We start from the raw sequence: 22,485 nt of genomic DNA on the forward strand, positions 1-22,485 counted from the left end.
TAACGAGGAGGGTTGTCGAAATGTCGAAACAGTTCGTTATAGAAGCGATTATGTTGGCTATCTACGGGGAGTTGATGGTCCCATCGCAACCAGTAGAATATCTGATACCCGCGTCGACAATCTATGAATTGGACGAATTTATCCAGAGTCCTGAACCTATCATGCCCTACTCTGCTGATGATCAGTATGTCCGTCGGATTATGAAAGAAATGAGCCAATTTTTTTCCGATCCATTCAACCGCAAGCGAATGGAAAAAGGACTGATAGCCCCATGGTCCAAGGTTCCCTTTTCTTTTCCAAACGGTGTGACCCTGACGGTCGTAAAAGTGGAGGACAACGCCATGTGGGGGGAAATATTTGATCCCGTAGAGACACAGCTATTGTTGACGGCCATGAAATTTGAGGCGCCGCTTCTCACAGACCAGCCTGATTATCAGGATCGGATATTGGAATATATCGTGCCTGTTCAATTTTACGATGTGGATGATTTTGATTTCGCGCTCGAGCAAGGAATCTCGTTGAACGACCTTCGTGAACCATAATCAAGAAAACAGACCGACGAGCCTGACGCTTGTCGGTTTGTTCTTTTTGGGTGCTGGCTTTTTACAGAAGGAATTTGGCTCTTTTATTTTACGATCACTGAAACAAGTCGTCTGGGATGCCCTGCCCCTCATGGCTAGCTACATTTTATCGGGTGTTATTTTCGGCATGATGGCCTTGGCGGCAGGACTTACTACATGGGATAGCGTCGCCATGTCGCTTTTTGTGTACACCGGAGCCGCCCAGTACAGCGCGATTGCGATGATCGCGGAAAATACGGGCATGTGGGCGATCATCTCACCACCTGACGCTCCTACCAGCACAATGGCAGCGCCAGTCATAGCATCAAAACCAAGAGCAATCTCCAGCGGAATCATGATCGCGATGTAAGGCAAAGTCTCTTCGGCCATGCCCATGAGCGAGCCTCCTGCCGCAAAAAACAGCATCATGATGGGAATCAGCCACTTCTCTTGATTCCTAAGTAGACGCGATAGTGTGACAATGAGCACTTCGATTGCGCCAACCGTCATTAAAACACTGAATATTCCACCAATTAAACAAAAAAATAATACCTGAGGCTTCCACCAAACCGGTATGCAGGCTGTTTACAAGACCCGAGCGGCTTGACTGGAGATGATTCAATCCATAGAAACGACTCCAGATCAATGACGCTTCTACCCTTTACCTCGACCCGTCCGTATTCTCATGCCGGCAAAATGTACGTCAGAATGACTGCGATCGCAATCACGGCAAAAAGTAACGCAAACACATTGACTTCCCACAGCTTCTTCTGTTTTTTCGGCTGCAAATCTACATTAGGCTGACTCATGATATCCCCCCAGTTCGGTATCGTGATCAGAAATGCCAGAAGCCCGGGGAGTCTCCCTGCGTGTCATTGAAGAGATCCTCCCTTCCCTGCTTCATCCGTTATTTGCGTGACTCCAAAAACTCCGATACTTTTGCCAGACCCGTTTGAAGCACTTCTGTCGAGCAGGCATACCCGATTCGTACCCTGCCTTCCATGTCGAAGCAGCTGCCTGGTGTCAAAAACGCCCCCGTTGTTTTAAACAGGTCGATACAAAACGTTTCTGAAGGAATATCCAGCTCGTACTTGAGCATCGCGGTGGTTCCTGCCTGCGGCTTGATGTAAGACACCAACGGCTCCTTCTCCACCCACTCATCGAGAATCTGCAGATTGTCGCGCACGATCTTCAGGTTACGCTCCATAATCTTGTCGCGGTTTTTCAGTGCATGGACAGCCAGCATGTCATCCAGCATCCCGCAACTGATGGTGGTGTAATCGCGGTGTTGGAGGCAGCTTTTGATGACGTCCAGAGGCGCTGCGATCCATCCCAAACGCAAGCCCGCCAACGAAAACACTTTGGTCATGCTGCTAGTCGAAATCCCTTTTTCGTACAAGTCGACGATGGATGGCACCACAACCTCCGGGTCTTGGTGCAAATGGCGATACACCTCGTCACACAGTAGGTAGGCATCGACGGAACGTGCGATTTCTACGATTTCTCGCAGAATCCCTTCACCCATCAAAGCACCAGATGGATTGTTGATACAGATCAGCTTGGTCTTGTCTGTAACGAGCGAGCGCAGCTCATCCAGATCAGGCAGAAAATCATTTTCCGGCAAAAGTCTGAGCAGCTTGACCTGCGCTCCGAACGACTCCGGTACTGAATAAATTTGCTGATACGTCGGATGAACGGTAATCACTTCGTCTCCAGGTGCGACGAGCGAGAACAAGGTGAGAAAATTCGCTCCGATCGCCCCATTCATCGCCAAAATGTTGTCCGGCTTCATCGTCTGATACATACTCGCGACGAGGCTACGGAATTCCGGTGAGCCTTCGATATGACCGTACGTTAGCTTCTTCTGCGCCATCTCGCGGAAAAAATCGTCCGGTTCATCAGAGAGGCGGATCACCTCTTCTACCGTCAGCGAATCGACGCATGTTTCGGCAATATTGTAAACGGCCTCCATCTCGTAGGCGTTCATCCATTCTTCTACTTTAAAGGGTGCAATTCTCATGGTCGTTCCTCCCCTTTGTTCTAGCTTTCTTTCTTACAGATCGATAATGGTATCTACGCCGCGCTGATTAGCTACTTTTAAAATGTGGTTGGCCGTCAGCAAATCCTGAATCGCGATACCCGCGCTCTCAAAAATCGTAATCTCTTCTGCGCTTTGTCGCCCTTCTGCCAGTCCCGGAATGACATTGCCAATCTCGGCTTCAATATCGCTGGCAGTGATCAGACCTTTTCTTCCAAGTTGTCCACCGCGATAAACTCCACTTCACAACGGCCGGCATACCGCTCGTACTCTTCTCCCGCATACTTGGAGATAAATCTGGTTAACAGCTTCTCTTTGATTTGGGCGGCGGCAAAGCTTTGTGCCTTTTCGAAGGACCGCAGATTGCAGATGTACACCCGCTTGATCTCTTTCATCGTCATCAGGGTCGCCATGATTTGAAAAGGAGCCTGGTGCCCCGTCCCGACGATCAACAGGTTCTCCGATTCGGGGCGTGCCAAATACTTAACCCCGATACCACCTGCTGCTCCCGTACGCATGCAAGTAATGTGCTCTCCACTCAAAATTCCCTGTGGTACGCCGGTTTGGCTGTCCAGCACCATCACCGTACCGACTAATTGTGGCAGACCTTTCTTGTCATTGTCACCGAACCACAAGACGAGCTTCCGTCCTAATATATCGGCATGCGGCAAGTGACCGAATTTGATATCTATATCGGCTCTACCTTCTACGAACTCGTGAAAAATGAGCGGAAACAACGTCGCCTGCTGGCTTGATTTCATTTGATAGGCTTGCTCCACCACTTCGATTACACTCTTTAAGCCATCCACTTCGCTTTGAACTTACGGCTGGGCAAGACCATGATTCTGTCAAGGGCTACGAGATGCTATAGTCAGCATGTCGATGAAGAGAATGACCTGGCCAGAATTTATCCACTCGATACTCCGGAACGTGAGCTAAGTGTGCCAGTAGCCAGCCTGCGGGAACACGGTACGTATTAATTTGCTGACCAAGTCAAATGACGAAGGGACCTGCAGCAATTTCTACAGGTGCCTATCGGCGTATTCATTTGACAAAATCCCGTTTTAGTATCGAGTACATGTCCAAATCAACATACTCTCCACGTTCACGTTCATAGTCTCGCAGTACGCCTTCTAAAAGAAATCCGTTTTTTCGCAGCGTTTTTTGGCAACCGACATTCCGCGTATCTACTAAAGCTTCGATTCGATTATAGCCTAGCTCTTGAAAACCATACGCCAAGGTTTTGTTTATGCAGGCGGTTATGATTCCCTTATTCCAGTAATCTTTTTTGAGTTTAAAACCAATCTCCACTCGATTATGACGAGGATGAAAGTGAAATAGCCCAATATCCCCCACATATCGATTGCTTGTCCGATCAGCTATGACCCATCGTACGCCTTGACCTTCTTCCGCGAGACTGAGGAACCATTTGATTTCATCCTCTGCCTCTTTTCTATGTTGATAAGGCTCGACTCCATAGTATCTCATCACGTCTTCATCGGTTGATACGGTAAATAATTCATCGGCATCTTCCAAACTGGCTTGACGTAATCGAATGAATTGATTTTCAAAAACGGCTTCCATTCTTTCACCACCCTTTTACATTTTCTGTCCGATCAAAATATAAGATAACGGTATTCCCTTATCACTTAGATCATTGAATAATTCAGAGATATCCTTTTCATATTCTTTTAATTTTCTTATGCAGATACCATTTTGAATCATGGAATTGATAATATCTTCCATAGTATGTGAGTAATTTGTAAATACTTTCGATGAGTAGGCCTCACCACTTATATAGTGCATCCCGTTATTTTCAATCCAAGGTTCTTTTTTGAAATACGAATTTAAAAGCTTGTTACGTTCATTTTGATCGAAGTTTTCTTCTCCCTGTGCTCCTAACATATTGGCAACAGGATGCATTTCATGAATCACTACTGTTCCCCCTACTTTTAAACACTCCGAAACTTTTTCAAAAAATAAGGGTAGTTTCTCGAACCAATTCAGAGCACCTATTGTAATAAATAGATAATCAAAACGATTCTGGTACTCTTCATTGATTCCAAGAATATTTGTAGCTTCAAATACACAGTTATATCCCATTTTTCTAGCATGTTCATTCGCATAAGCTACCATATTTTCAGCGATATCAAAGCCTATCCCTAATTTTGCACCAAATTTCATAATGGATAACAATTCCCTCCCATCATTGCAGCAAAATTGAGAAACGGTCTTATTTGCAAAATCGAATTCCTTACATTCATCAATTAATTCCTTTTCAAGATACGGGTACTGTTCTGTTTGAAGTCGCTTACACATATTATTTCCCCATTCTTTTGAACGCTTTTCAAACGCTTCTTCCCATGCTTCTTTATTCGAATCAATATAAGTCACGCCTCTCCACTTCCTTTCTGTATTATTCCCTCCCAATGCTCAAGCCTCCACTGAACACCACGGAATAATAAGGCATTGGCTTCTATTAGAGCCTTCCACTCTGGACTCAAGAGAGAACATAACGTTTCAAAACGCTCCGTACTTACAGTTACAGTCTGAAACAAATAGTCCGCAAACTGTTGAAAACCTTCACGTGTGCCTTGGGATCGCTCTTTATGCAAGATGAGAGATGCATAATCTTGAACGATCCCCTGTACGAGTGGACTATCCGCAGCAAGTTGTTCCCGAGAAGCAGCAACCAGTCTCATACAGACGGCTTGATACTTTTGTATCCATATGGTTACATCCACTGTATGTTTCTGCAGCATATTTACCATGGGGAGTACCCGATAACGCATGTCCGATATAAACTTTGGATCGTTTAGTAGCTCCTTTATTTCGTTCCAAATCACAGTTCTTCTGGCGGATATTTTTCCATCTTTTAATATGCATTCGTGAAAGAAATGTAAGAAGGCGTCTCTCCATTCCAATGGGACTTCATCAAAAATCTTCCTTTCTTCTATTTTTTCATAGACATATTCTTTTTGTTTTGCTGCATTTGCAGAAAGTGAATCTACCAGATGATGAATCTGGCACAACGAGTCCTCTTCGAAGCCTTCTTCTTTCGCGCATCGCAATATTGAAAGCATATTGGTAAGAGACTTTACTTGTGTTTCCAAGGCTTCGATTTGCAAATCCAGGGCCTTTGCAACCTGTGTTTCTCCGGATAATAACTTGCGAATGTCTTCTATTCCAAAATCCAGATAACGAAGGGTATGAATGAGTTCCAAACGTCTTATTTCCTCTGTCGAATAAAGACGATGTCCCCCTTCCGTAAACCATGCGGGTTTGAGAAGTTCAATTTCATCGTAATAACGGACCGTTTTAATGGTTGAACCAGTGAGCTTCGCTACTTCTCCGATCGAGTACATGTCGCCTCGTCCTGTGAAATCAGGATTAAACTTTTTCTGGTTGTCTTTCGCATTCTTCACATTCAACCATCAATACCTCCTTGCTCGCTTCATTTCACTGCTATCGTATCTTCCTTTTTCATTTGACTCTTCTCTCCTGATCGTGAAAGGGTAAATGTAGCTTGTACATCCCTGCTTAGCTTGGTCGGAATACCCACGTTTTTAGCGTTGGGGCGCCAATTGCCTCTTCATTCGTTTTCACGACTGTCACATCTATCAGCTTCATTCTATCGTCAGATGCCAGATAGCTCCACAAATAACCAGTTGAAGGATTTTCCTCAAGTGATACCACTACGCGCTCTCCTGCTGTTACTGTCGTACTAACATTCTCGTGTAACACCACCCCTGTTTTGTCTGTTTCGGTCATCATGATAATCCCTTGTTGTTCTGTAACCTGTTCATCTGTACTTATGTCTCTTGGTCGCATTATAAATCCTCCCGTAACGGGAGATTCAATAGCAAAGTTCAAAACAGAAGTAGACAAAAAGCGCTTGGGCATCAAACGCTTCATATCGAACTACGAGCCTTGCCTTGCTTTTGACTTCACGGAGTCTTTCTTCATGTCATTGCTTTTGCCTAACTCATGCTTGATGAACAAATAATTCTAAATCTCCCGAAGGAGGTAAAACAGCGATGCACGCGTCTCAAATTCCTCTCGTGGATGCGGTAACTCGACTTCCTTGATCTCCTCTTGCATCACACGCTATTGGTCGATAAAGCGGTACGCGGTATTTCCCGGATGAACCGAGTGTCGAACCAACATCCACGCAGGGAGCTGAAACAGCATGAACTTATTCTGGTTAATTGTCATGATGACCATTGCTACGTATATTTCGCGGCGTGCCTTTTTGCGCTTGCCTGGTCATTGGCTGTCGCCCCGATTAAAAAACGGGCTGATCTTTATTCCTGTTGGCATTTTCGCCGCACTTATTTTCCCTGCCCTGTTCGTCCAACATCAAGGGCTTGTGTCAACCGATCCTCTTGATCGCTGGCATTAATGACAAAAAAACGTCCTGAGTAGGTTTGTCCATGGTACAATATGGGTAAAGACATGGAAAGCGGTTCGGGGAGGAATAGTGCACATGGAATTGACGAAAAGAAGCAACGGTTCGGAATGGGAGACAGAATCAGCTGTTGACCAACAGATTTTATTTAAAATGGGGAACGAATATTACGGACTGTCGATTTCGCTCGTACGTGAGATCATCAAGCCACTGCCCATTACACGTTTTCCAAAATCTCCACCTTATGTCGAAGGAGTCATTGATCTGCGTGGGCGGATCTTACCGATAATCAATTTGCGGAAAATGTTTGATTTGGAACCTTTGGAAGAAACGGATGACACTCGCTTTGTCGATTTGCAGATGGATGGGTTGAACATCGGGATCATCGTGGATGCGGTCTCTGAAGTCATGAATATTCCGCAGAGCTTGATCGAGCCTGCACCACCCATTATCGCTGGAGTAGAAGGCAAGTATTTGCACGGCATTGCCCGTTTGAACGAAAAGCTGATCATGCTGCTTGATGTGGATGAAATTTTTGGACAGTGGAAAAAGAAGTAAGTGCCAGTGTAAAGCCCAGTGCGCGATGATGCACTGGGCTTTTGTTCTCTTTATTCGTTACTCCCTATTCTCTGCCTCCGCTTGCTAAATACGCATAGTTCACCCATACCATCTCTTCGATTCCCAAAATTTCCTTGAACAGGTCAACCGAGTCGTACAACAGTGAAGCTCCTGTGTCGTCATCGACATTCGTCAACAACTGCAAGTCAAAGAGGGAACGTAACTGCTGAATCTGCTTCGGACCCATGATCCGACTAAATGACTGCGGCTTGATACGTGTGATCCCTTTAGCTACCTCGCGCCGATACAACTCCGAATGCACTACCCTCTCCAGTATGTCTTCATACTTTTGCCGAACGTCCTCGCTGTCTACAATGCCTTCCTGCAGGTCAATCTCCGGATAAAGCCTGCCAAACTGGGCTTCCGCCATTTCCACATCGAGCGAGTAGCTGATTGTCGCTGACGCAACCTCGAAGCCTGCATCGAACAAGCGAAAGCCCCACCCGTTGTCCTCCGCGTCATGAAACCAGAGAAGGGGTACGAATTGCTTGGACAGTCTCAACAAAAAATCAAGCGTCGTAGAGGTTTCCAGCCACTCATCCTGCAGGAAAAATGCATTCCAGTCGCTGTTGACGTTTCTGTGGAAGTATGGCTGCTCTGTCTTGGATAAGGCAATCAGTACTTTCGGTTCGTATTTGCGTGGATAAAGAATGCCGGTCGTGAACTCACCCATCCGTTTTCCACCGCTTTCTGGAAGGCTTCCCTGATCCTTTCTTCTTAGTCTATTCAGGCAACGCTTGTTTTTTGCTGTGATCTTTATCAAACGTGCTCGTGTGGATAATCGTATGTACCGCGCCCTCTGGCAACAGTTCGGAACGATACAAATGGAAATGCCGTACCTTCCATTGTGGCGGCTCCTGCGCTAAATAACGTTCATTCCAATCCAAGAGTGCCAGCTCATCCCCACTGTGATGCGGACCGCGTGCCAGCGTAATATGCGGCTGATACCGTTTCCGATCGTAGGACAAGCCGTCATGCAATTCGAACCGTCTGCCCAACAATAAATGCAGCTGCTTCAGCACAGAAAGTTGGCCGCGCAGTCCCAGCCAGAGGACACGTGGATGCAGGGCATTCGGAAAAACCCCGAAGCTGCCAATCCGCAAGCTAAATGGCTGGATGATCGCACTGACAATATCCATGTCCTCGCAAATGGCGGGAACAAGTGATTCTTGGACCTCTCCGAGAAAATGCAGCGTCAAATGCAAATTAGCGAGAGACTGCCACCTGTCCGCTGTCACATCTTGCTTCAACCGTTTTTGAACATCGGCAATATAAGCGGCAGCCTCGGTTGGAATTTCCAGTGCTATGAATAAGCGCATTTCTGTCCTCCTTCGAAAAAAATAGCCCTCCTGTGACGGAGAGCCATTTCCCTTTCATGCCGCGTTAGGCAGCCATCATCTTTCCGGTTACGATTCCCAAAACACTTCTGACATATTCCGCAAGACGGTTCGATCCAGGCTGGTAGGTAAAGCGCAAGGTCAGCTCACTATGACCAACATGACCAGCGGGAGGAATATTCCAGAAGTACTCTGCTTCCCCGTATAGAAACTCTTCAATGCGCTGCTTCTTTCCTTCCATATCGATACTCGGATCATGCGTCAAGGAAAACTTCATCATGACAGAAAATGAATCTGTCCAAACTTGATTGCGCTTATGTAATTTCCCATGGATAACAACTAAACCGGCTTCTCCCCACAGATTGTACTCGAGCAAAGCCTGAAACTGCGGATGCACCTGCAACTCCAAGGCAGGAAGCCCTCCTTCGATCGTAAGTGCATGACGTTTTGCCAGTTGCTCAATCTCCCCCTGAAAACGGTGGGCGCATTCAGAAACTACCTGGAACAAATTGGGTTCAACAGCGTACATCGTCGTCACCTCTCCCCAATGGATTGTCTGTCTTACCTAATTCGGATTCCCACTTGTCGTATCCTTTGTTGAAAAATGACTTATTTACCCTTATTTCATCGAAGTCCAAAAGATTCCGAGGAGAGTCTTTTTTCACAATCTCTCAACAATTACAGGTAAGGGACAGGCATTCCTGGAAACGCTTTCGCAAACGCCTGCGCGAGATGCTTCTGTACATCTTCATCCAGCTCCAAATGATAGAGGCGACCGCTCTCATAACGCAATAATGGATAGGCTCCTAACTGCAAGGGAGAAGCGTCCTGCGTCTGCACGTACTCCGGCAAGGTCATCATAAAACGCGAAAACGGATTCGCTTCATCCTGTGACATATGAACGACCTCGAACAAATACGAGAGACTTGGCGTCAGTATGATCATGACGTAATCGTCAGCTTCCGCAGCCCATACGGTAAAGGACGTATCCCGGACCTCGCTACGGGCGTGCCTGCGCATGACCCATACCGCTTGCTGCACAGTACTCATCAATAAATGCTGCGCTCCTTCTTCACCATGGACATCTCTCATGTGCTTGTAACGCAATACGAAGGCCATCCCCGATTCTGTAAAAACAGATGCGGGCAAACTCATCGCTGAGATGCTTTCGGTCTCTTCCTCACGCACCTGCACCTCTTCGGGAAGTGTATCGGGTGTTCCCTCATAGAGTGCCTGAATCATCTCACGCGTACGAGCCACTTCCGCTGGGGAAAAAGAGAGCGACTCGGAATAGATGTGGGTAAGCTCACTATCTGCGTAAGCCAAGTAGTGAATAGAGGAATAAGGCTGCTCGATCAATCTCAAGGCCATGCTCCGCTCATCCGCCTGGCCTATGTCGAACGTCAAAGGAAAACCAAGCGGATTCAGCGGGTCCGACAGTGTCCAAATGACGGCGAGCAGCTTATTTTGATACGTTTTGAATTCCAGCGAAACGGCGTCTTTCGTCTGCTCACTAAAAGCATCCACCGATTCGAACACCAAATACAGCTCCACCTCACCAGTGCCGCTAAGACGAACAAAGTAAGGAAGCCCCTCTTCTTCTGCCAGCTTGTACAGATCGTGATAAACCACAGGATCAAGCACCTCTCCCTGCGTTGACTCTTCTGGAGAACGCAAGGTGTCATCGGGGGTTAACGGAGGGTACAATTCCTCATTCATACATTATTCCTCCTGATTTCCCCAAGCTTTTAGTAATGCCCAATTGTCCATTTGTTTTAAGAGAATCCGATCTGTTGCGTCAATGTGGACAGGGGTAATCGCGATATAGCCATGCTTGAGCAAATCATAGTCCAGCGGCTCCGCCAGTGGCATTACTTGAGGATACTCGCGTGCCAAATAATACCCTTCCGCTTCTTCGCTATATTTGTCTTCATAGTGATTCATAGACAAGGTGGCCGGAACCATTCCTTTCACCTCAGCCAGCGGTACATGCGGGATATTAATATTCCAGAATACCTCTGACGCCAGCTCTCCTTTAACCGCACGATCGTTGAATTCTTTTACAATCGGCCGAATCATCTCCACTACATCGCCGTAGTTGTCTTGATCGAACCAGTTATCATAGGAAAGTGCAACGCCGGGGACACCCAAGATTACCGCCTCTCTGGCACCGCTGCATGTACCGGAGTAATAAATGTCACGTCCGAGATTCGTCCCAACGTTAATCCCTGAGAATACGATATCCGGCTTTTTCCCATGTTCAAACAATAGATGGTACGCAGCTTTTACACAGTCTGCAGGGTTGCCATTGACCGCCCACGCTTTCACAGGCATTCCGTAAAAATCACGCTGTTCAGGCGCGAGTGCACTGCGATAAGTGATTCCGTGTCCGACCCCGCTTTTCTCTTCAACCGGGGCTACTATATAGACCTCAGCTTCCTCCAAAGTGAGCAAGGCTTCTACCAATCGCTTGATTCCAAGAGCTTCGATGCCATCATCATTCGTAACCAAGATCCGCAAAATAGGGTCTCCTCCTTCATCAATAGCGCTGCCACTCGCTGAGACGTCCTTTTTCTTATTGTACTGTAGAAATCGAGGCTGCGCCAAGCTTCCACCTAAAACGAAAGGACCCCAATCATATTGGGGCCCCGGCTATTCTCCTACAATATCTTTCCAACGTTCGCGCCAAACAATCCCTTCGCGAATCCACTCTTCTACTTGACGCTGCTTTTCCTCCGAGATTCCAATCAGGCAAGCGATGCGGGCAATCTCTTTTGTCTCCGACGGTGACAGCTTCCGATCGATCAATGCCATGTGGTAGAGCTTGCGCATCATAACGAGCTTTTCAGCCTGGGTCATGGCTACCAGATCTTCCACGATGACCTCCGGACGCTTCGGATAGTCCATATCATCCATTAAAATTTGTCGTTCTTTCAAAGTAAAATGTTCCGAATTCACGATTTCATGAATCCGATCCATTTCTTTATTTCCTATATAACCGTCGGCGTGCCCGACGCAGATCATCAAACGAATGGACGCAAACAAAATGTGTTTGTCCTTCTCGATTTTGGTATACACCGGCATAGTTCCTCCTCAAAGAGCTTTCTAAACACAATCAAATATCTACATATGATAATACGATAAAAAACGAAAGCGGTTTCACATGATTATGTGACAAATTTATGCTATTCCCTAACAAAAATGCGCCTGAAATCAATCCAGCCATAAGCATCCAGACTCACGCCAGATAACCGCGGATGTGCAAGCATTTCTACACGATTCGAATACAGCGGGACAAACGTACTGCAAGCCGTAAGCGTATCCATGATGCTGTCCACGTAAGCGTGTCGGTCTTGTGCTGTTTGGACGCACGACATGTCCTTCATCAAATACTCAATCTCTTCCTTTCCATGCGGATCTAAATGATGAGAAATACTCAACGCACCAGCGTATAGAAATTCTCGTAACGATAGCTCCGCCCTTTCATCTACATTCGCACTATCCACCACCAAATCTGCCTCTTGTAATAACGAGGGCAAGGCAAGCTCCTCTGGGGATGCATACCTGATCTCTATGGCAATTCCGTATTCCTGGCACGTTTTCTGAATCCACTGGGCATCTTCTATATGATCAGAGTCTGGGTACGTATAGAGCGACAGTGCTTCTCCCTGATACCCGCTCTCTTTGAAGATACGAACCAACTCCTGTGAATCCGGCACCTCTCTTTTTTCTTGGAACGAATCAGTTCCCCCCCAGATGACTGCATGCTCTCTCGTTCCCTGTAGCTCTTGTCTCAAGGCTTGTCCACAAATGATAGCCACAATGAGTCTCCGAAATTCGCTATGTGACAGCGGGCCATTTTTTGCTCCATTCATGCTGACGTATTGAAAACAATCTTCCAATCTGCCAACGTCACTCCATGCCGGAACACTCGTATCCCGATGATTATCCATAGACGTAACAGATAACAAGGTCTCATCTGCCTGTACTTCTGCTTCCATTCCAGGTACGCACCAGATTTCGATTCGGTCCAAGAACGGCCTTCCCCCAAAATATGGCGTGAACGCTTCTAGCACGAGCATGGAATCGTCATTGCGGACTACTCGAAATGGACCCGTTCCTACTGGCATTTGCGCAAATTGCTCTCCCATCTGCAGAACGTAATCATGAGGGACAATCGCCATATATTCCTTGCTCAGTGCCTGTAAAAACAATTCATCCGGCATATACAAGGAGATCGTCAACACGTAGTCATCTTTGACGGTAATCGATACAATTGAAGCGGCTAACCAGCGATGCTTATAGGAATGCTCCATCAAACGAAGCAAGGAAAAGCGCACATCATCGGCAACAAGTGGACGACCATGATGGAATAAGACACCTTTCCGCAAGTAAAAAGTCCACTGCTTCCCTTCTTCACTAGCCTCCCAATAAAAAGCGATAGCGGGTTCAATCCTTTTCGTGACTGGATCAAACTGGACCAGAGAATCAAATAGCTGCTTGACCATGTGTGACTCGGAACGCAGGAGAATATGAATCGGATCAAGCCCTGCGAATGGCCGATTGTAAAACAAACGCAAGGTATCTACTCTGCCCTTACTTCCCTTTTCCCGCATCACACGATGTCCAAACTGACTATTCATCCATCGTGAAAATTTTTCATTTAATACAGGCAAATGTGCCCCATATTCATCGATCATATCTCGTGCAGCACGGATTTCCCCTTTTTGCACGAGTTCCTTTGCTACGCTCATGATCAGGTCTGAGGGCGCGAGCAAGCATGTCAATACAGATCGATTTCCTCGTCCTCTCCCCGGTTGCCAGACCACCCATCCTTGGCTTTGCATTTTTTTCAAGGTCAAGGTCGCATTCCGCGATGTACAAAATAAAATCGCCGCCACCTCAGCCAACGATATGTCAAGCGGATGCGCAATGGCTTCATTCGGTCGGCCCGCACACAAACGCATGTATTGTTCAACGAGTTGCATCTTGCCACCACCAATTCCCTCACAAAACATGAAAAAGTTATTCGCCTAATCGTACGCTTTTTCTCTGGTCTTTGCCACCTTACAATTCTAAAAACACCAACTAACCGGAAAAGCCGGAGAAAGGACTTTCTTATGTCACACACTCCTAATGCTCTCAGTCGATTCTTTGCTGCGTATCCGGCACTCATCTGGGTCCGTCTGTTCGGCGAAACGCTTACCTCTTTATCCAGTGCCATGATCGCCCCATTTCTCGTCTTGTACTTGAGCGAGAACATCGGAGGATCTGTCACCATGACCATGCTCGTCATTGGCTTGCAGCCCTTTTCAGAGATTTTGCTCACGTTATTTGCTGGAGGCATCATCGATCGCTATCGCCGAAAAACGATCATGCTAATTGCCCTGTTCCTGCAAGGGTTCGCTATGCTCGGGATGGCTTGGGCCGACTCGATGTGGGGCTTTGCGATCCTGTACATCATCAACGGTGCTGGTCGTTCCTTGTTTATCCCTGCCAGCCGCGCCCATCTCGCTGATACGATTTCCTCCGCACAAATGGCCGGTGCTTTTGCGCTTCTCAATACTTCTAGCAGCATCGGGGCCGCATTAGGCCCTTTAGTCGGAGTCATTATTTACAAGTACGATCCTGCTATGGCTTTTTTGTTTACTGCGGTCTCGTTATTGATCTATGCAGTTGCCGTCTGGTGGAAAATCCCGCAAACACCTCTGCCAGAAGCTCCCGTCGAAGAAGCAGCAGACATTCGTTCACGCAGCTCCTGGCATACTTATCGACCAGCCCTTGCCATTATGATGCTGTCTTTGCCGATCAGTCTGTTTTACGCGCAAACCGAAACGAATCTCCAGCTTCATCTAAAATACACGCTGCCGGACTATTTGCAAACGCTCGCCTTGCTCATTGCGGTAAAAGGCATCATGCTGCTGCTATTCGAATATTTGCTCGTAAAATGGACACAGCACTTGCCCGCTCGCCTTTTAATTAGCGGCTCCTACATTTGTTTTCTCATCGTCGCATTGGGCTACGCCTACATCGACAATGTACCTGTCCTTCTCGCCCTGCAAGTGTTTCTCGTCATCGGAGAGAGTATTGGTCTGACTCAGTTGATGGCCTTCGTCACGCGGATATCACCTGTCACGATGCGCGGGAGGTACTTCGCGATCACGGGAACACACTGGGATATCTCCCGCACTTGCGGACCGTACTTGGGCAGCCTCGTCTTGTTGCATTATGGCGGCACGATGCTTTTCACCATTGTCGCAGGCATCCTCTTGATCGGTGCCGGATTCATGTACGTGTATCTTTCCAACAACGAAAAAGCCTCCCCGCTTGAACAGGAAGGCTGATTCGTTCCGATTAGGTTAACAAGAAGCGATCCTCACTGAAGCTTTCTCCACCGCGGGCTGTTTCGAAGGCACGAAGCAGATCCTGCGGCTTCATCGTCCGTTTTTTCTCATCCGGAATGTCGAGGATGATTCCCCCATCGTGGAGCATTAACAGACGATTGCCCATGTTCAACGCTTGTTCCATATTATGCGTGACCATGATCGTCGTGAGTTTATAGCGCTCCACGATTTTTTCCGTTAATTCTACGATTAGCTGCGCACGTTTCGGGTCAAGCGCTGCTGTATGCTCATCAAGGAGCAAAATCTTCGGCTCTGTGAAGGTAGCCATCAAAAGGCTCAGCGCTTGACGCTGTCCACCGGAGAGGAAGCCTACCTTGGTCTTCAGACGATTTTCCAGTCCTTGATCAAGCTGCTTGAGCTGCTCGCGGAACAGCTCTCGCTTGTGGTGACTCACCCCAAATCCAAGTGTACGGCGTTTTCCCCGCCCCAAAGCGATTGCCAGATTTTCCTCAATTGTCATGTTTGGCGCTGTACCTGCCATTGGGTCCTGAAACACTCGACCGATCAGACCTGCGCGTTGGTGCTCCGCCAAGCGCGTGACATCTTTGCCGTCAATCGTAATGCTGCCCTCATCTGGCGTCAGTCCACCGGAGATCATATTCATCATCGTCGATTTACCGGCACCATTACTACCAATAACGGTGATGAACTCCCCTTTCTTCACGTGCAGATTGACGTTTCGAAGCGCGATTTTCTCATTCACGGTTCCTGCGTTGAATACTTTGTTGACGTTGGTAATTTTAAGCATCGCTGCTTCCTCCCCTTGCCGAGCGTACCGCTTGCTTTTTCCAGATGCCTTTTGCCACAGTTGGGACAGTCAGTGCAAAAATAACAATCAGGGCAGTGATCAGCTTCATGTCAGAAGGATTGAGTCCTGCATCCAGTGCCTGTGCAATGACCAAACGGTAAACAATCGAGCCGAGAATGACAGCGAGCGTCACTCGGAAAATCGAAGAACTGCCAAACAGAACTTCCCCGACAATAACGGAAGCGAGACCGATGACGATCATCCCGATCCCCATTCCTACATCCGCAAAACCTTGGTATTGGGCTACCCACGCACCAGCTAAAGCTACCAAACCATTGGAGAGAGCCAAACCGATGATTGTTGTCGAATCTGTGTTTACACCAAAGCTGCGGATCATCTTCGAGTTGTCACCTGTCGCGCGCAAATCCAGACCCATATCCGTATGCAGGAACCAGTCAATGATGAGCTTCAACACCATAACACCTATGATAAAGACGATAGCTACTCCAGACAGCAAGGTAACTCCACCTACGGCCAGGTTCGGGATGCCCATATCCTTCACATATGTGAACAAGGTATCCTCTCGCAAAAGGGGCAGATTCGCTTTTCCCATGACACGTAAATTGATCGAGTACAAGGCGATCATCGTCAAGATCCCCGCCAAAAGTGCGTTAATCTTTCCTTTGGTATGCAAGACGCCCGTAAAAGCTCCAGCCAACCCACCTACAATGAACGCCAGCAGAGTAGCCAAGAACGGATTGGTTCCATCGATAATGAACTTGGCTGCGATAGCGCCTCCCAAGGCAAAACTACCATCTACGGTCAAGTCAGGAACGTTTAGGACGCGGAAGGTCAAATATACACCGAGAGCCAAGATACCAAAAAGTAAACCTTGCTCAATGGCTCCCATTATTGCCAGTTGATTCATAGAAGAAATCCTCCAATTACTGCATTTATTACTCGATCACTTGTCCAGCACGGTCGAGCATGGCTTGCGGAATCGTCACACCCATTTTTTCCGCTGCTTTCTTATTCAATACGAGCTTCATGTCTGCTTGCACTTCAACAGCCATATCTGCTGGCTTCGCTTCACCCTTCAGGATTTTTGCTGCCATATCAGCTGTTTGCTCGCCCAGCTTCGTGTAGTCGATCCCGTAGGTGGCGATCGCTCCGCTCTTCACAGAGTTTTCTTCACCTGCGATTACTGGAATTTTTTGTGCTTCGGCTACACCGATAACTGCTGCAATCGAAGATACAACCATATTGTCAGTCGGTACATAGAAAGCATCTACTTTGCCCACCATGGACTCAGCTGCTTGCTTCACTTCCGTTGCGCTCGTAATCGCCGCTTCTTTAATTTCTAAACCAAGCTTGCCGGCTACAGCTTTTGCCGCATCCACCTGTACTTTGGAGTTGACTTCACCAGAACTATAAATGATTCCAACAGATTTCGCATCAGCTTTCATTTCTTTGATCAGCTTCAATTGCTCCTCGACAGGGTTCATATCCGATGTGCCTGTTACGTTCGCACCTGGCTTGTCCATCGCTGCAACCAGACCAGCTTCTACCGGATCTGTTACCGCAGTAAACAGGATCGGAATTGTCTTACTGGTTTGTGCGGCAGCTTGTGCCGTCGGAGTCGCAATGGCCAACACCAAATCTACTTTGTCAGCCTCAAATTTTTGAGCAATCTGAATCGCTGTATCCATGCTCGCCTGAGCGGATTGCACATCGATTTTTACTTGCTTGTCTTTTTCGTAGCCGTTTTTAGCCAGTTGGCTGATAAAGCCTTCTCTTGCTGCATCCAAAGCAGGGTGTTCAACGAATTGGGCAATTCCAATTGTCAGCTGCTTGGTTTCAGTAGACGGAGCAGGTGCCGTCGTGTTTGAAGGGGCTGGGGTAGAATTGTTTGCAGGGGTAGCGCTTTGCTGTCCACAAGCGGTAACAGACAAAAGCAATAAAGGAAATAAAAAACTCTGAAAAATCTTAATACTCTTCTTTTGTTTGAACATTTGGTGAATTCCCCCTCGTGAATTTTTTTCTACAGTTTAACATGGATAAAACCGTTTTAAAAGAATAAAAAGAGAGCATGACGCTCTCTTTTTACTTGATGATGTCTTTCGCCTGTTGTTTGAGTGCCTCTGAAATAGTGAGCCCAAACTTTGCAGCAGCTGTTTCATTAATATACAAATCAGCTTGTTTCGAAATCTCTACAGGAGTATCAGCAACACTATGCCCTTTTAAGATACGGGCAGCCATATCGCCTGTTTGTTTACCGATTTGGTAGTAATCAATCCCATAAGTAGCCACCGCTCCACGCTTCACTGTATCGGTATCAGAAGCAAAGACAGGGATTTTGTTTTCCTCTGCTGCTCCGAGTACCGCTTCAAATGAAGATACGACGGTGTTGTCAATTGGGATTATAATGGCATCTGCTTTACTAGTAAGCCCTTGAGCTGCCAGTTGCACTTCGGATAGCTGCGAAATGCCTGCCTTGATGATTTCTACGCCTTCTTTTTGCGCTGCGTCTTCCAATTCCTTGACCTGTACCTCTGAGTTAATTTCGGAGGTCGTATAGATCACGCCCAGCTTTTTAAGCTCAGGCAGGAAGGCTTTCACCAGCTTCAATTGTTGTTCCATCGATACTTTATCGGACGTCCCGGTCACATTTTTGTCTGGCTTCTCCAGACTGCCGACCAGTTGAGCTGAGAGTGGGTCTGTTACGGAACTGAAAATTACAGGATTGTCAGCAATCGCCTTCGCTGCAGCCTGAGCGGATGGTGTCGCAATCGCTACGACAATATCCTTTTTATCTCCGGCATACTTTTGTGCGATCGAGACCGTATTGTTCATGTCGCCATGGGCGTTCTGGGAGTCTACCTCTAAGTTCTTGCCCTCTTCATAGCCAGCATCTTTCAGACCATCCAAAACTCCTTTATGAATCGCATCCAGTGCAGGGTGCTCCACGAATTGCGTCAGCCCCAGTTTCACTGTTTGTCCTTGGCCTGTCGTTGCTGCTGTCTCTGTTTTTCCACCTGTTTCATTACCACATGCTGCCAAAGAAAACGCCAGCAATGCGGTCAGTACCATACTGACTGCTCGTCTCATCTGTACTTCCTCCTCTAGTCTCTACTCTCTGCTGCTCTAATCACCCTAAGCAATTAGGCTCGTTACCATCTATGCAACTTGTGTCCCATTATAGCATATTATTGCGCATTGAGAAGCCCCCTTTGCTCACTCACGTGGAACTGATCTCGTCCTCTGCTTTACCGATTTTGTTTACATATACCCTGGTGATTCTGTAATGATCGACCTCTCCCACGACAAATTCATACTTCCCCTCTTTTACCCGATCCCCCACGCGCGGCGGATGGTCGATTTGCATGTAAATCCACCCTGCAAGCGTATCTACATCGCTCGACTCCAAATCGATGTCCAAATAATCGCCGACTTCTTCCAGTAGCATACGCCCGTCCAATGACAGCATACCGTCACTGCGCTCCACCTCTGGGCGCTCGTCATCGAACTCGTCCTGAATGTCACCAACAATTTCTTCCATTATATCTTCGAGAGTCACCAAGCCCGCAGTGCCCCCATACTCGTCAATGATAATCGCCATTTGCCCTCGTTGTTTTTGCAGCATGGTCAACAACCGGCTGATCGAGATCGTCTCCGGTACAGTCAAAATAGGACGCATGAATGTCTGAAGATCATTGCTCTCTCCTTCCAAAAGCCCTGTCAGCATATCCTTGATGTGCAAGCTACCCACAACATGGTCCTTGTCACCATCCACAACCGGATAGCGGGTAAACCGTCCGTTTTGGACATGCTTGACGTTCTCGTCAAATGCATCGCGCAGGTTCAAGACAACCATATCCGTACGCGGAACCATGATTTCTCTTGCCATCGTCTCCGAGAAATCAAAAATATTATCGACCAGCATCAGTTCGGTTTGATCAATCAAGCCGCTTTTATGACTTTCGTTGACGAGAATGCGAATCTCTTCTTCTGTATGTGCTTCCTGATGCGGCTCCAAGGATATATGAAAGAGTGCAAGAAAACGACTCGCGGCCCAGTTCAGCATTTGAATAAAGGGATACATGATTTTGTAAAAAAGTTGGATCGGCTTGGCAACCGCAAGTACTACTTTTTCGGAGTATTGAATAGCCAGTGTCTTAGGAGCCAACTCCCCCAACACGATATGTAAAAACGTAATCAGCGAAAAAGCGATAATAAAGGAAATACTGGCAACGAACGTTTCATTTAATTGGAAATAACGGAATACAGGATGCAAGAGATGCGCGATGGCAGGCTCTCCCAACCAACCAAGTCCTAATGAAGCCAGCGTAATCCCAAGTTGGCACGCGGAGAGATAGGCATCCAAATTGTGCAGAACCCTCTCAACGTCAACAGCACGCATGTTTCCTTCCGCAGCGAGCTGGGCAATGCGCGATTCCCTTACTTTTACAATCGCGAATTCAGTCGCAACAAAGAACCCGTTCAGGAATACGAGGATCATGACCAAGACCAAATTAAACAAGCTTCCCCAAATTGCCATGCTCCCTCCATCCTTTCCGTCCATGCTTTGGGATATTGTTTCCCATCCTAGCCAAAATGTTACCTGTTCGTTTTTCTTTCTTTTCGAGATTGTGATACCATAGTGCTGATTCCTATGCCCTTTTGTAACGAGGTGAGTCTATTGTCGTACCGTCCAGACCTGCCCTTGATCGTTCAAAGCGATCGGACGATATTGTTGGAAACTCAGCATCCTTTATTTCCCGAGGCCAGACAAGCTATCAGCGGTTTTACTGAGCTAATCAAGAACCCAGAATACATCCATACCTATCGAATCACCCCATTATCGCTTTGGAATGCGGCAGCATCTGGTCTTACATCACAAGAGATAACAGACGTACTTGGCAACTACAGCAAGTATGGTGTCCCGCCAACCATCGTCAAAGAGATAGATGATACGATGCGAAAATACGGCCTGTTTCGTTTGGAACGCATTAGTGATCAACTCGTATTAATAAGTGATGACCCACTTCTTTTAGCAGAGGTGACCAGCTATAAATCAATCGCTGCTCTTTTTGAAAGCGAATTTATCATCAAAAGCTATGCGCGCGGACTGATCAAGCAAGAGCTGATCAAGCTCGGGTTTCCTGTTCAGGATTTGGCGGGCTATACAGAAGGCGAATCCTGTGCAGTCAGCTTGCGGGAAACGACATCCCAAGGCAGAGCATTCTCCCTGCGTTCTTATCAACAAGAAGCTGTTGATACCTTCTATTCTGGTGGAGCCGTGACCGGGGGAAGCGGCGTGCTCGTCCTGCCCTGTGGTGCTGGAAAAACCGTCATTGGACTTGGTGCCATTTGCCAATTGCAAACTGCCACCCTCATTTTGACAACGAATACCACTTCCGTTCGGCAATGGATCGCAGAGCTCTTGGACAAAACAGGCCTTGATCCAACTATGGTCGGCGAATACACTGGTGACAACAAAGAAGTCAAGCCGATAACTGTGGCGACTTATCAAATTCTTACATACCGCCCCACCGCCGAAGATGATTTTCCTCATCTGAAACTCTTTTCAGAGCGCGACTGGGGGCTTATTATTTACGATGAGGTGCATTTGTTGCCCGCACCCATCTTTCGTGTTACTTCTGGGATTCAAGCCACTCGCAGACTTGGGCTGACTGCTACTCTTGTTCGTGAAGACGGGCGGGAGGAAGATGTTTTCACCCTGATTGGTCCAAAAAAGTACGAGGTTCCATGGAAAGTCATGGAAGAGCAAGGCTGGATCGCAGAAGCGCATTGCCGAGAAATTCGACTCCCCTTTGAGCCGAAGTGGCGAGAAGCTTATGCACATGCAAGCGCTCGTCAAAAGTTTCGAATTGCGGCAGAAAATCCAAAAAAACTGGAGGTCGTCCGCGAGCTATTGGAGAGGCACGCCCACGATCGCGTTTTGATCATCGGGCAATATATCGATCAGCTTGAGCAGATGGCTACGGCCCTCCAACTGCCACTCATTACAGGAAAAGTACCGGACAAAGAACGTGAGTATTTGTACACTCAGTTTAAAAAAGGGGAAATTTCACGCCTGATCGTATCCAAGGTAGCCAATTTTGCGGTCGATTTGCCGGATGCCAACGTCGCGATCCAAATTTCCGGGACGTATGGTTCTAGGCAAGAAGAGGCACAGCGCCTAGGACGTATCTTAAGGCCCAAAACAGACAACAATACCGCCCATTTTTATACATTAGTAACACGAGACACGAGAGAGCAGGAGTTTTCGCTCCATCGCCAGCTTTTTCTCGTCGAACAAGGCTATCCATACGATATTATAGAAATGGAAACGCTGGTCTGAAACGTTTA

28 protein-coding genes and 1 pseudogene are annotated in these 22,485 nt (G+C 47.2%); 7 read left to right on the forward strand and 22 right to left on the reverse strand.

Annotation, left to right across the window (positions count from 1 at the left end; genetic code table 11):
• The first annotated feature begins 20 nt into the window (after window positions 1-20).
• Window positions 21-542, forward strand: coding sequence for an ADP-heptose synthase (locus tag ACFYU8_RS08955; RefSeq protein ID WP_390293873.1), 522 nt, complete (start codon window positions 21-23; stop codon window positions 540-542).
• A gap of 169 nt (window positions 543-711) precedes the next feature.
• Window positions 712-930: an AzlC family ABC transporter permease gene (locus ACFYU8_RS08960; protein WP_391365718.1), complete on the forward strand. Its 219-nt coding sequence runs from the start codon at window positions 712-714 to the stop codon at window positions 928-930.
• Here ACFYU8_RS08960 and ACFYU8_RS08965 read toward each other — a convergent pair.
• The 5 genes and pseudogenes from ACFYU8_RS08965 to ACFYU8_RS08985 all read right to left on the reverse strand — a co-directional run.
• Window positions 858-1,070, reverse strand: a pseudogene (locus ACFYU8_RS08965) (YfcC family protein); the annotation flags it as partial. The gene ACFYU8_RS08960 and the pseudogene ACFYU8_RS08965 sit on opposite strands and share 73 nt — an antisense overlap.
• Window positions 1,071-1,243: 173 nt before the next feature.
• Entirely contained in the window at window positions 1,244-1,369 is a 126-nt protein-coding gene (locus tag ACFYU8_RS08970) for a hypothetical protein (protein WP_390293871.1), read from the reverse strand.
• A 98-nt stretch (window positions 1,370-1,467) separates the two neighbouring features.
• Window positions 1,468-2,580 carry an aminotransferase gene (locus tag ACFYU8_RS08975; protein WP_390293869.1) on the reverse strand — a complete coding sequence of 371 codons (1,113 nt, stop codon included), beginning with the start codon at window positions 2,578-2,580 and terminating at the stop codon, window positions 1,468-1,470.
• 33 nt (window positions 2,581-2,613) lie between these two features.
• Window positions 2,614-2,802 carry a hypothetical protein gene (locus ACFYU8_RS08980; protein WP_391365720.1) on the reverse strand — a complete coding sequence of 63 codons (189 nt, stop codon included), beginning with the start codon at window positions 2,800-2,802 and terminating at the stop codon, window positions 2,614-2,616.
• Window positions 2,799-3,380 carry a hypothetical protein gene (locus ACFYU8_RS08985; protein WP_390293867.1) on the reverse strand — a complete coding sequence of 194 codons (582 nt, stop codon included), beginning with the start codon at window positions 3,378-3,380 and terminating at the stop codon, window positions 2,799-2,801. Before ACFYU8_RS08985 ends, ACFYU8_RS08980 begins: the two co-directional genes overlap by 4 nt.
• Before the next feature lie 57 nt (window positions 3,381-3,437).
• On the opposite strand from ACFYU8_RS08985, the gene ACFYU8_RS08990 reads away from it, so the two are divergent.
• Window positions 3,438-3,578: a small, acid-soluble spore protein, H family gene (locus ACFYU8_RS08990; RefSeq protein ID WP_390293865.1), complete on the forward strand. Its 141-nt coding sequence runs from the start codon at window positions 3,438-3,440 to the stop codon at window positions 3,576-3,578.
• Window positions 3,579-3,642: 64 nt separating this feature from the next.
• Here ACFYU8_RS08990 and ACFYU8_RS08995 read toward each other — a convergent pair whose 3' ends face one another.
• The 5 genes from ACFYU8_RS08995 to ACFYU8_RS09015 all read right to left on the reverse strand — a co-directional run bounded on the left by ACFYU8_RS08995 (window position 3,643) and on the right by ACFYU8_RS09015 (window position 6,699).
• Window positions 3,643-4,182, reverse strand: a complete 540-nt coding sequence (locus ACFYU8_RS08995) for a GNAT family N-acetyltransferase (RefSeq protein WP_390293863.1) — start codon at window positions 4,180-4,182, stop codon at window positions 3,643-3,645.
• A gap of 15 nt (window positions 4,183-4,197) precedes the next feature.
• On the reverse strand, window positions 4,198-4,992 hold the full coding sequence (locus ACFYU8_RS09000; RefSeq protein ID WP_390293861.1) for a class I SAM-dependent methyltransferase: 795 nt from the start codon (window positions 4,990-4,992) through the stop codon (window positions 4,198-4,200).
• Window positions 4,989-6,023, reverse strand: a complete 1,035-nt coding sequence (locus tag ACFYU8_RS09005; RefSeq protein ID WP_390297156.1) for a MerR family transcriptional regulator — start codon at window positions 6,021-6,023, stop codon at window positions 4,989-4,991. Before ACFYU8_RS09005 ends, ACFYU8_RS09000 begins: the two co-directional genes overlap by 4 nt.
• Window positions 6,024-6,138: 115 nt before the next feature.
• The gene (locus ACFYU8_RS09010) at window positions 6,139-6,429 is read right to left on the reverse strand and encodes a protease inhibitor I42 family protein (protein WP_390293859.1); all 291 of its coding nucleotides are present in this window, start codon (window positions 6,427-6,429) and stop codon (window positions 6,139-6,141) included.
• A gap of 177 nt (window positions 6,430-6,606) precedes the next feature.
• Complete coding sequence (locus tag ACFYU8_RS09015; protein ID WP_390297153.1) at window positions 6,607-6,699, reverse strand: hypothetical protein; 93 nt, start codon at window positions 6,697-6,699, stop codon at window positions 6,607-6,609.
• A gap of 88 nt (window positions 6,700-6,787) precedes the next feature.
• Between ACFYU8_RS09015 and ACFYU8_RS09020 the strand changes: the two genes are divergently transcribed.
• Window positions 6,788-7,000, forward strand: a complete 213-nt coding sequence (locus tag ACFYU8_RS09020; RefSeq protein ID WP_390293857.1) for an AzlD domain-containing protein — start codon at window positions 6,788-6,790, stop codon at window positions 6,998-7,000.
• An 84-nt stretch (window positions 7,001-7,084) separates the two neighbouring features.
• Window positions 7,085-7,564: a chemotaxis protein CheW gene (locus ACFYU8_RS09025; protein WP_390293855.1), complete on the forward strand. Its 480-nt coding sequence runs from the start codon at window positions 7,085-7,087 to the stop codon at window positions 7,562-7,564.
• A 64-nt stretch (window positions 7,565-7,628) separates the two neighbouring features.
• On the opposite strand, the gene ACFYU8_RS09030 is transcribed toward ACFYU8_RS09025, so the two are convergent.
• From ACFYU8_RS09030 to ACFYU8_RS09060, 7 genes are all read right to left on the reverse strand, one after another.
• Window positions 7,629-8,297, reverse strand: a complete 669-nt coding sequence (locus ACFYU8_RS09030) for a hypothetical protein (protein ID WP_390293853.1) — start codon at window positions 8,295-8,297, stop codon at window positions 7,629-7,631.
• Between the two features lie 49 nt (window positions 8,298-8,346).
• Window positions 8,347-8,943: an RNA 2',3'-cyclic phosphodiesterase gene (gene thpR / locus ACFYU8_RS09035; RefSeq protein WP_390293851.1), complete on the reverse strand. Its 597-nt coding sequence runs from the start codon at window positions 8,941-8,943 to the stop codon at window positions 8,347-8,349.
• Between the two features lie 64 nt (window positions 8,944-9,007).
• Window positions 9,008-9,490, reverse strand: a complete 483-nt coding sequence (locus ACFYU8_RS09040; protein ID WP_390293849.1) for a hypothetical protein — start codon at window positions 9,488-9,490, stop codon at window positions 9,008-9,010.
• A 149-nt stretch (window positions 9,491-9,639) separates the two neighbouring features.
• Window positions 9,640-10,680 carry a hypothetical protein gene (locus tag ACFYU8_RS09045; protein ID WP_390293847.1) on the reverse strand — a complete coding sequence of 347 codons (1,041 nt, stop codon included), beginning with the start codon at window positions 10,678-10,680 and terminating at the stop codon, window positions 9,640-9,642.
• 3 nt (window positions 10,681-10,683) lie between these two features.
• Window positions 10,684-11,481, reverse strand: a complete 798-nt coding sequence (surE, locus tag ACFYU8_RS09050; protein ID WP_390293845.1) for a 5'/3'-nucleotidase SurE — start codon at window positions 11,479-11,481, stop codon at window positions 10,684-10,686.
• Window positions 11,482-11,613: 132 nt separating this feature from the next.
• The gene (locus tag ACFYU8_RS09055) at window positions 11,614-12,045 is read right to left on the reverse strand and encodes a tellurite resistance TerB family protein (RefSeq protein ID WP_048033900.1); all 432 of its coding nucleotides are present in this window, start codon (window positions 12,043-12,045) and stop codon (window positions 11,614-11,616) included.
• A gap of 101 nt (window positions 12,046-12,146) precedes the next feature.
• Window positions 12,147-13,949: an SgrR family transcriptional regulator gene (locus ACFYU8_RS09060; protein ID WP_390293842.1), complete on the reverse strand. Its 1,803-nt coding sequence runs from the start codon at window positions 13,947-13,949 to the stop codon at window positions 12,147-12,149.
• A 132-nt stretch (window positions 13,950-14,081) separates the two neighbouring features.
• Between ACFYU8_RS09060 and ACFYU8_RS09065 the strand changes: the two genes are divergently transcribed.
• Window positions 14,082-15,305 carry an MDR family MFS transporter gene (locus ACFYU8_RS09065; RefSeq protein WP_390293840.1) on the forward strand — a complete coding sequence of 408 codons (1,224 nt, stop codon included), beginning with the start codon at window positions 14,082-14,084 and terminating at the stop codon, window positions 15,303-15,305.
• A 10-nt stretch (window positions 15,306-15,315) separates the two neighbouring features.
• On the opposite strand, the gene ACFYU8_RS09070 is transcribed toward ACFYU8_RS09065, so the two are convergent.
• From ACFYU8_RS09070 to ACFYU8_RS09090, 5 genes are all read right to left on the reverse strand, one after another.
• On the reverse strand, window positions 15,316-16,113 hold the full coding sequence (locus tag ACFYU8_RS09070; RefSeq protein WP_390293838.1) for an ABC transporter ATP-binding protein: 798 nt from the start codon (window positions 16,111-16,113) through the stop codon (window positions 15,316-15,318).
• The gene (locus ACFYU8_RS09075; protein WP_390293835.1) at window positions 16,106-17,041 is read right to left on the reverse strand and encodes an ABC transporter permease; all 936 of its coding nucleotides are present in this window, start codon (window positions 17,039-17,041) and stop codon (window positions 16,106-16,108) included. Before ACFYU8_RS09075 ends, ACFYU8_RS09070 begins: the two co-directional genes overlap by 8 nt.
• Before the next feature lie 28 nt (window positions 17,042-17,069).
• Window positions 17,070-18,125, reverse strand: coding sequence for an ABC transporter substrate-binding protein (locus ACFYU8_RS09080; protein WP_390293833.1), 1,056 nt, complete (start codon window positions 18,123-18,125; stop codon window positions 17,070-17,072).
• A gap of 91 nt (window positions 18,126-18,216) precedes the next feature.
• Window positions 18,217-19,221, reverse strand: a complete 1,005-nt coding sequence (locus ACFYU8_RS09085) for an ABC transporter substrate binding protein (protein WP_390293830.1) — start codon at window positions 19,219-19,221, stop codon at window positions 18,217-18,219.
• Between the two features lie 130 nt (window positions 19,222-19,351).
• Entirely contained in the window at window positions 19,352-20,671 is a 1,320-nt protein-coding gene (locus ACFYU8_RS09090; RefSeq protein ID WP_390293827.1) for a hemolysin family protein, read from the reverse strand.
• 141 nt (window positions 20,672-20,812) lie between these two features.
• On the opposite strand from ACFYU8_RS09090, the gene ACFYU8_RS09095 reads away from it, so the two are divergent.
• Entirely contained in the window at window positions 20,813-22,477 is a 1,665-nt protein-coding gene (locus tag ACFYU8_RS09095) for a DNA repair helicase XPB (protein WP_390293825.1), read from the forward strand.
• Window positions 22,478-22,485: the final 8 nt, after the last annotated feature.

It is taken from the genome of Brevibacillus sp. NPDC003359 (assembly GCF_042878995.1).
GTDB lineage: Bacteria > Bacillota > Bacilli > Brevibacillales > Brevibacillaceae > Brevibacillus.